7 protein-coding genes and 1 pseudogene are annotated in these 8,550 nt (G+C 63.6%); 5 read left to right on the forward strand and 3 right to left on the reverse strand.

What is annotated here, in order from left to right:
* Positions 1-51: 51 nt before the first annotated feature.
* Positions 52-213: a transposase gene (locus tag BGP03_RS36025; protein WP_363094226.1), complete on the forward strand. Its 162-nt coding sequence runs from the start codon at positions 52-54 to the stop codon at positions 211-213.
* Positions 214-397: 184 nt separating this feature from the next.
* Here the strand turns inward: BGP03_RS36025 and BGP03_RS21710 are convergent, their stop codons facing one another.
* From BGP03_RS21710 to BGP03_RS21720, 3 genes are all read right to left on the reverse strand, one after another.
* Positions 398-1,819, reverse strand: coding sequence for a DNA-binding protein (locus BGP03_RS21710; RefSeq protein WP_298797594.1), 1,422 nt, complete (start codon positions 1,817-1,819; stop codon positions 398-400).
* Between the two features lie 178 nt (positions 1,820-1,997).
* Positions 1,998-3,302, reverse strand: coding sequence for an acyl-CoA dehydrogenase family protein (locus BGP03_RS21715; RefSeq protein ID WP_296367223.1), 1,305 nt, complete (start codon positions 3,300-3,302; stop codon positions 1,998-2,000).
* 75 nt (positions 3,303-3,377) lie between these two features.
* Positions 3,378-3,854: an Rrf2 family transcriptional regulator gene (locus tag BGP03_RS21720; protein WP_296367229.1), complete on the reverse strand. Its 477-nt coding sequence runs from the start codon at positions 3,852-3,854 to the stop codon at positions 3,378-3,380.
* 1,340 nt (positions 3,855-5,194) lie between these two features.
* Between BGP03_RS21720 and BGP03_RS21725 the strand changes: the two are divergent.
* The 4 genes and pseudogenes from BGP03_RS21725 to BGP03_RS21740 all read left to right on the forward strand — a co-directional run.
* A pseudogene (locus tag BGP03_RS21725) lies at positions 5,195-5,744 on the forward strand (IS256 family transposase); the annotation flags it as partial.
* 916 nt (positions 5,745-6,660) lie between these two features.
* Complete coding sequence (locus tag BGP03_RS21730; protein WP_296367221.1) at positions 6,661-7,995, forward strand: acyl-CoA dehydrogenase family protein; 1,335 nt, start codon at positions 6,661-6,663, stop codon at positions 7,993-7,995.
* A 113-nt stretch (positions 7,996-8,108) separates the two neighbouring features.
* Positions 8,109-8,348 carry a hexameric tyrosine-coordinated heme protein gene (locus BGP03_RS21735; protein ID WP_296367219.1) on the forward strand — a complete coding sequence of 80 codons (240 nt, stop codon included), beginning with the start codon at positions 8,109-8,111 and terminating at the stop codon, positions 8,346-8,348.
* Between the two features lie 48 nt (positions 8,349-8,396).
* Positions 8,397-8,550: superoxide dismutase [Ni] (locus BGP03_RS21740; RefSeq protein ID WP_299737267.1), on the forward strand; the 154-nt coding region annotated here is incomplete at its 3' end.

Here is an 8,550-nt window from a genome sequence, read left to right on the forward strand (position 1 = left end):
GGTCAGCCCCTCGGCCCAGGCGACTGATCCAGGGGGTGGCACGAGTCAGGCCTGACGAACGCCGGCACGAAGGGCACGAACCGACTGATCAAGCTGGTGAAACGCGCCGCCTGCGGGTTCAGGAACCGAGACAACTACCGACGACGAGTACGGTTGCACAGCAGTCGGCAGACCCGCCGATTGTCAGCGAGGAACCCGACGGTGCCCGCCTAAAGTCAAAGAGCCGTGTACCACGGTCCGTGCCACCGGCCCGGACCTGCACCCAGGCCTGGTCGAGCGCGCGTTCACCGCACCAGCACCCAACCACCTCCGGGTGGCCGACATCACCTACATCAAGACCCATTCCGGGTGAGGGTACGTATCATTCATGCTTCCACCCGCCTGAATCTGCCCACCTCTACAGTCCCAGTCGTTGTCGGACTTTCTGCGTGCTGCGTCGCGAGACCGGAATGCTCTCTGGTCGATCATCACTAGTGCTCAGAGCGATTATGCCGTGTCCTTTATTGTGGACCCGACGGACGCGCCCCGGGTTGATCAGGAAGCTGCGGTGAACTCTCAGGAAACCATACCGGGCCAGCTCTCGCTCAAGGTTGTCCATTCCCTTTGCTGCGGCCTTGATCCGTCCGCGGTCGGTCACCAGCCAGACGACGTGACGACTGGCTTCAGCGAACCGAATCTCGTTGGGATCGAGAAGGACGACACAGTCGCTGGCGAGTCCGGGAACACGCTCTTGTCGGACGTCTGGTTGGCTCGCTTCTACCGAGTCTGCCGCGGTGTCAGCTCCCGCTACGCGACCACAGCCAGCCAAAATCCAGCCGGCGAGACCGACCGGGCCGTACACCGGCTTGACGGAATACGCTTGTGGATCACCTAGAAGACGACCGATGACGGCTGTGCCACTCCAACCCGGGTCCGACACCGCTGGCTCATATGATGCGGCAGCGATGTCCCGAAGGGGCCCGAAGCTGGCGCCACGCCGAGTAGTTGGTTCGAGCAGGAAGCCTCGCGGGAGGCCAGTGATATACTTCCTGGCGTCTTCGCTGGCAGCGATTACATTCCCAGCCAGGTCGAGACCAAGAAGTTTCCCTCGGCGCTCTATCGCTTCCTCTGTAAACTTCTCGGCCACGGCAATTGCATCGCGAAACGCGCATCTTATGAGATACTGCCGAACAGTACCTAATTCCGCATTGAGCTTCGGGCCAAGCCCTGCAATGAGCATCTCCGTGTGCGCTGAAACGTTCAGAACCCCAACCGGCGAAGCCGTCACCGGATCATGAACGGCTATGCCTAAGCAGGTCCATTCATGCATGTCCTGACGCCAGTGCTCGGGACCTCGTACTACTGCCGCCTCCTGCTGCGACTGCAGTAAGGCGGTACCCATCCCGTTGGTACCACTTAATGACTCCGGCCACCGCGCCTCCGGTTCCAACCTGCATTCTGCCACCTCGCGGCGCAAGCCATCGACTGTCCTCGCCGCGACGATCTGCGCCCCGGAGTCCGTGACCGTGGCAACACAATTCCCGACGCCTTCGACGATCGCACCGGCAACTGCGCCGAGCAGCGCATAGACGCCAGCATGTCGTGATGCATGTGCACTGTCGCCACCTTGACTGCACGTCGAGGTCTTCGGATTGACTGGATCAAGACGATGCAGGTCGCGACATCGATACCAGGAATGCAGAATCATCGGCGCAACCGTTGAGACGGCAGCCTCGTCATCTCCCTTGACGAAGTGCTCCCACGCCGTCAGTGTTTCCTGGCGCCGACGGCGGACCTCTACCTCATCCGATCGCCCGCCCGCAACAACATATCCGTGCATGCAATGCCCCTTCGCATCGCATCGGCGCCACAGCCCGTGGGAGCCGACCCAACCGCCATCATCGACTTCTGCTTGCCTCAGGCGGCGCTAGGCAAGCCTATTCCGGGACGTCAGTGGCACTCCGCCAAACCCGGGCCAGCCGGTTCCGTAGACTTCTACTCCTGCGACTGGAGGTTCTCTAGCCGAATTCGGTAACCACCCCATACCCCTCCATCGACTTCCTGTATTCGAATGGATCGCAATCAGCATAGATGTCAGGCGTGAATGCAGGATCAACGATCGCGCCGCACGCCTTGCGCTTCTGCATTCCGAGGTTGCCGGAATCGTACAGCGGGAACACGATCGCCTCTCGGTAGTACTTCTCCATCCCAAATCGCTTATCGATAGCATTCACTCCTACAATCCGCATGCAGTCCGAGACGACACTGTGCATGAGATCCGTGCAGAACGTCTTATTCATGGCCCCGAGGGCGTGGCCGTCACTGTCGTACTTGTCCATATAATGCGCGGTCTTCCAACACATGTATCGCCCGGCCTCGATCTTCGCGGCAATGTCGGCAATGAGGTTGCCGACGACCGGATTCTTGATGATCGGAGAGGAGCCACCGCCCGTGTACGTCCTTGCCCAACCCAATGTGAACTCGTATGCGCCTCGTGCGACGCCGACTGATGCGATTCCCGCTATCGGCCCGGACCATGTGAAGCTGCGATTGATGACGAGGTCGCCGTTGCCCTTCGCGAAGAGGTTCGCTTCGGGAACTCGGACGTTTCGGAAAGTCATGGTAACGTTCTGACAAGTTCGGTGACCGACCTTGTCAATGACTTCGTATGAAATACCGGGGGTGCCGCGCTCGACGACGATCGCACTAAGTGCGTCCTTGCCGCCTCCTCTCCGGTCGGTTCGGACGATACAGACATTGATATCGGCACCTTTGAGGTCCCAGCCGCCGGAGTTGCACGGCCAGTGCTTTTCTCCGTTCAGAATGTATTGGCCTTCTGCTTTATCGTAGTCGGCAACGAGTTGGATGCCGGCAGTATGGCTTGGGTGGTCGAAGTTCGCGGTGCCACCGCGCTCGCTGACCACCCAGCCGCCGAGGTAATCCATGCTGGTATTGCTAGTTGCCTGACCAATCCACTTTCGGCATTGCTCCTCGCTGCCGAACCAGGTGAGCGGCATGAGGGCGAGACCGTTGACGAGAATTGTGGTGGGGAAGCCTGCATCTACGGCGCTCAGTTCTTCGACCGCGATCATGAGGTCCACGTTGCTGGCCCCTCCGCCGCCATACTCCTTCGGCAAGAAGTCGGTGGCCAGACCCATTCTGTAGGCTTGCTGGAAGGCGGGCTTCATTGCGACGAACGCCTGCTGCGGGTCCGCCATGGCGTCAGCCCGCTCGGCCGCCGGTCTCAGGACCTCGAGTGCAAACTCGCGAGTGTCATATTTTATTTTCTTCTGGTGGGGGGCGAGTTCGAAGTCGATCGACACGTGCTTCCTCCTCGTTGAGTAGCTGATGCCGAAAGCCGGGTGATTCAGATTTCCGTCAATTCGTTTGATCGAATGTCAGTCGAGCGTCGGCTCGGACCCGACTGTCGTCCTTTTCTGATGGCCGGTGAGGTCGAGCGCGCCGCGGAGACCCAGATTGTTGACTGCCACATCTTCCAGAGTCGCTTCGTCAAGAACTTCGAAGTAGGAGGCCAGGGCTTTGACGAATACGCTGCGCGCGCCGCACACCCCCGCCACGCGGCAAAACCGGACCGCACCAAGGCATTCGACGATCGCGTAGTCATCCTCCATGGCCCTCATCACGTCGCCGATGGAGATGGTGTGCGGGTCGCGTACCAACTGGACACCTCCGCCGCGGCCACGGGTCGTCTGAACCAGACCCGCGGCCCCCATCTTCTGGACGACCTTGTCCAGATGGTTGCGCGAAATACGGTGCGCTGCAGCGATGTCGGCAATGGAGCCGCGGCGACCAGTAGCGACGCGCAGGTACATAAGCACGCGCAAGGCATAATCAGCGTGATTCGTGTGTTTCACAGTCCAGCTCGTCTCGATCGGATGAGGCGAATTGTACCTGCCGCGCCGTTCAGTCGTCGGGCGTGACGAGCTGAACGTGGCATGCATCTTTCAGACGTCGCCCAGTGGGATGGTTTTGGCTTGGTTGCCCAGGCTGTCTCTCCCTCGCAGGTTGACCAATTGCGAATGCGCTGTCACTCGTTGATGCAGCGGCAGAAAGTGGTCGGTCAGCACAGGTCACCGTCGCGCCAGACGCCGCACGCTGACGCTCGGATCGATCGTGGCCGTAGGGATCACCTCATGATCCAGGTGATCTAATCGGTACTGCTGATGCTACTTTGAGCTGCCTTAGGCCGCAAGGCCCACGATGTTGGCGGGACTCCCACCAGGGGTGGACCGCCGATGTCGGCGGTGCACCGTTCCGGCGCCCGAGCGAAGCTGCGGGCCCCATGGCGGGGCGGATGTCGATGTAAGTCCCCCTGGCCGGCACACAGGCCCCTGTCAGAACGCCCGATCCGCGAGGTGGCACACCTCGATGCACCGGGTAATACACGGCCATCGGTGGACCCACGGAGAACACGTGCCACCGCCGATCCGGCGCTTCACGGGCTCACGTCCGCGTCTGTGAGGGCCTCACATGCCAGCTCCGACAAGCCCCCGCGGCATCCCAATATCGGTATCGTCCGTACCGCTTCTCGTGGGTGCGATCACCCCGCCGCGGTGGAGCCCCGGGCATGGTGGAGTTCCGCCCGCGCAGTTCGGCCCGCTTCGTCCGGGTGCTCCCACGGGGACAACCCACGGTCGGCGACCCACATCGGCCGGGCCCAGAGCTCGGCCCGCATCCTCGCGTGCTTGGCCGATCAGCCCGGAGTCGGTCGTGTTGCCCGGCCAGCACCGCGCTCGACACTCCTGATCTGGGGCGATGCCTGTGTCAACGACGCGTTGGAGTTGGCCCCCTGACGACGCTAGAGGGTCAGTCTCAGCGCGTCGTCGACAGTCGTGCAGCCATCTTCGCGCGGCAATAGGCGTGGTCGGATGTCACGGCTCCCACTCGTTGTGGATCAGCTGCAGGTGCCGCGCGCCACAGTGCCGTCCTTGTCCGCCGGTGTCGACCTCCGTACGTGCAGGTGTCCCGGACGATAGACGACGTCACCCATCTTCAACCGTTCGAACATCGATCGAACGTGTGCCCAGTAGACTCGCGGGTTCCGGACCTACCCCGGCACGCTGACCTGGAACGATACCGCGGAGGTTGTCCCGGATCTCGTGGAAGTTGAGGTGGCGGTCCCCCCGCCTGAGTCCTGCCGTGCGGTAGGTACTCGGGCGAACCGCCAAGAACACCGCGAGGACAGCGGACCGCCGTGCGCAAGCAATACCAGAACCGGGAGATCGACACGAGCCAGCCTGCCGTGCTCGAGCACGTGAGCGTGGTGCTGGGCGAGCTGGCCGGTGAGATGCACGAGGGATTGCCGGCCCTCACGGTCGGGACCGGGCTACAGGTGATGGCCGCGCTGATGGAGGCCGACGTCACCGCCGCGTGCGGGCCGAAGGGCCGCCACGACCCTGAACGGGTCGCGGTCCGGCACGGCCGCGCCGGGTACCGGTCGAGCGGCCCCGGATGCGCGCGACTGATGGTTCCGGCGAGCTCCCGGTGCCGGCGTACGAGCTGTTCTCCGACACCGAGATCCTGGGGCGGATGGCGCTGGAGCGGATGCTCGCCGGCCTGTCGACGCGTCGCTACCCGGTCGCGCTTGAGCCGGTCGGGGCCCGTGCCGAGAAGACCGCCACGGCCACGTCGCGCTCGGCGGTGTGACTGCGGTTCGTCGCCCAAACCGAGACCGCGCTCGCGGTCCTGCTCGCCGCCGACCTCATGAGGGTCTTGACCCGCAGGCGGTCGGTGTCGACGGCCTTCCCGTCGAGCACGATGTGGGACCAGCCCTCGTCCTGGCCGCGGGCCAGCGCGGCGTGCAGGTCGGGGGCGCGGACGGCGAGCACGCCGATGGCCTCGACGAGGTAGCGGTAGGAGGTGGCCTGGGAGATTTCCAGGCCCCGACCGATCAGCGCTACCTCGCGCTTCTCCCGGAACCACACCAGCGCGAACACGGCTGATCCAGGCAGCTCAGCGTCCTGGTCCCGGTCCGGGTGCCGCGGGTAAGGCGTTCGGCGGCGGGCAACTCGGCCACGAACGGTTCGGTGGGCACGTCGAGCATGGCAGGATAAGCGATCACGTGGAGCCCTTCGCGTGAAGATGATCTGCGAGAAGGTCTCTTCTGGCTGGGGCTCCACGCCCTGCCCGGGACCTCGCGATCCTCGGCATGTCGGACGAGTCCCTGCCGTCGAGCGCACACCGTCCGGATACACCAACGCCAGCTGACTCGATCTTGCTGAGAAGACCTCACCGAACTCGGGACATCCTCATACCGCGGCGTATGTCCAGATTCGCCCATCCGTTGTGGAACCCGGCCCACACCCGCGCCAAGAAGACCTCAGGGCCGGCCCGATCAAGATCCTCTCTCCGCGATTAACCCCTATTGAAGACCAGGTTAGCAACAACTGATGCACGCCAGGACATGAAGCGCCCGACGAGTCCCATGGGTCCGCCGGTCGCGGGCCGTGGGACGCACGGGAGGCCAGACCACCAGCGCTGTTCGTGTCGCTGTCGACGCTATTCGTGCGGCGGGAGCGCCTGTTCGTGCGACGCTCCTTCCCAAGAGTGGGCCCTCCCAAGATAGTGATGCGGAGCACGGGCCGCAACGTGGCCGGGTTTACCCGGGCACCGTTGCTATTCGGTCCTGATTCGATGTCGACTGCAACTGGAGGACCTCGCATGGCGATCGATTTCACTCTCAGTCCGGAGCAGAAGAAGGTTCAGCTGGCCGCCCGGGACTTCGCCGAGAACGTGTTGGCACCGATCGTCCGGGACGCCGATCGGGAACCCGATCCACTCAAGGCGTTCCAGATGACGAAGCCGGCGTACGTCGAGTCCTACAAGCGCGGGATCGCCTTCTGCATGATCCCCAAAGAGTTCGGCGGCGGTGGCCTCACGAATGTCGAGCTGATCCTCGCGGCCGAAGAGATCTGCGCGATCGACCCCGGTTTCGCGTGCACCGTCCTCGTCAACGGACTCGGCCTGCTACCGGTCTGGTACTGGGGCACCGAGGACCAGAAGAAGAAGATCCTCACCGAAGCCACCTCCGATCCCACAGGGGAATGGATCGCCGGCTACGGCGCCAGCGAGCCGGCCGGCTCCCCGGGCGGCACGGCGAACTTCGACACCCCGCTGCCCTCCCCCGCGGGCATCGGCCTGCAGGCCATCCTCGAGGGTGACCACTACGTACTCAACGGGCGCAAGTACTGGCCCTGCAACGTCGGCGGCTGGGACGGTCAGGGGGCCAACACGAGCCTCTACGTCGTGCGCACCGACCCGGACAAGGGTGGCACCGAGGGGCTGGCCGCGATCATGGTCGATCGCGGGACGCCGGGCGTCACCTTCAACACCATCGACTCCTTCGGGCACCGACTCACGCCGAACTCCGAGGTCATCTTCGAGAACGCCATCGTGCCCCGCGAGAACATCGTCGAAGGCACGAAGGGCAACGGCGACCTGCTGATCAACCGCAACTTCGCCTGGTCAGGGCCGGTGGCCGGCATCGCCGCGGTCGGCGTGGCCCGCGCGGCCTACGAGGCCGCGCTCGCCTGGGCGAAGACCTACACGGCCGGTGGCCCGTTCCCGATCATCCACCACCAGAACGTCGGCTACGTGCTCGGCGACGTCGCGGCCAAGATCGAGGCCGCCCGGTACTTCTGCTGGAAGGCCGCGCACTACATCGACGAGCACGACTATCACGGCGAGCTCATCGGCGCGATGAACAAGGTGTACTGCACCGAGTCGCTGTTCGACGCCGTCTACAAGTGCCTCCAGGTCGTGGGTGTCAACAGCGCCGACAAGAAGCACATGTTCGAGAAGTACCTGCGCGAGGCCGCGATCTTCCCGATCTACGACGGCGGCAACTTCGGCATGCAGCGCCGCCGCGTCCACGGCGTCCTGGCCAGCCCGGACTTCGACCCGCGCGCGCTGATGGACAACAACTACGTCGAGTTCACCAAGGAGATGGAGACCATCGACACCATCGCCTCGCCGACGCTCGCCGCCGCGCTCTGACTTCCACGCATCGACCGGGGGTGTCCACCCGCTGAGGGCGGACACCCCCGGTCGCCGGAGAGCCTCTGGGCGCTGTGCCGATGAAATGCTGTATCGACCGAATAGGAACCACTATGAGCGACGCTGTCGTCCTCGTTCCTGGAAACACCTTGCTGACCGAGAATCCAGAGGAGGGCCGAGCTTTGGCGATCAAGCTGGCCCGACTCACAGTGAAAGCTACGCAACCTGATGCGACGATCCGAGACAAGCTGCGGCCAGCTTATGCTGAGAGCGCAGACTCACTGCTCGCCGCCGTACACATCGTTTCAACGGAGTTCGCAACTATAGCAGCGGCCAACAGCTATTGGCGCTGAGCGTCTCCATCCCTCACAACTTCTGATTCTACAGGAGTGACTCCGAATATGCTGTCCCGTATTCTCCGCCCGCGGCTGGTGGCCACCGCTCACTGTGACCTCCCCTGCGGCGTGTACGACCCCGCGCAGGCCCGTATCGAGGCCGAGTCGGTCAAGGCCATCCAGGAGAAGTACCAGGGCAACGAGGACCCGTCCTTCCGCG

Origin of the sequence: Pseudonocardia sp. 73-21 (genome assembly GCF_001899645.1) — a bacterium.
In the GTDB taxonomy this organism is placed as follows: Bacteria; Actinomycetota; Actinomycetes; order Mycobacteriales; family Pseudonocardiaceae; genus Pseudonocardia.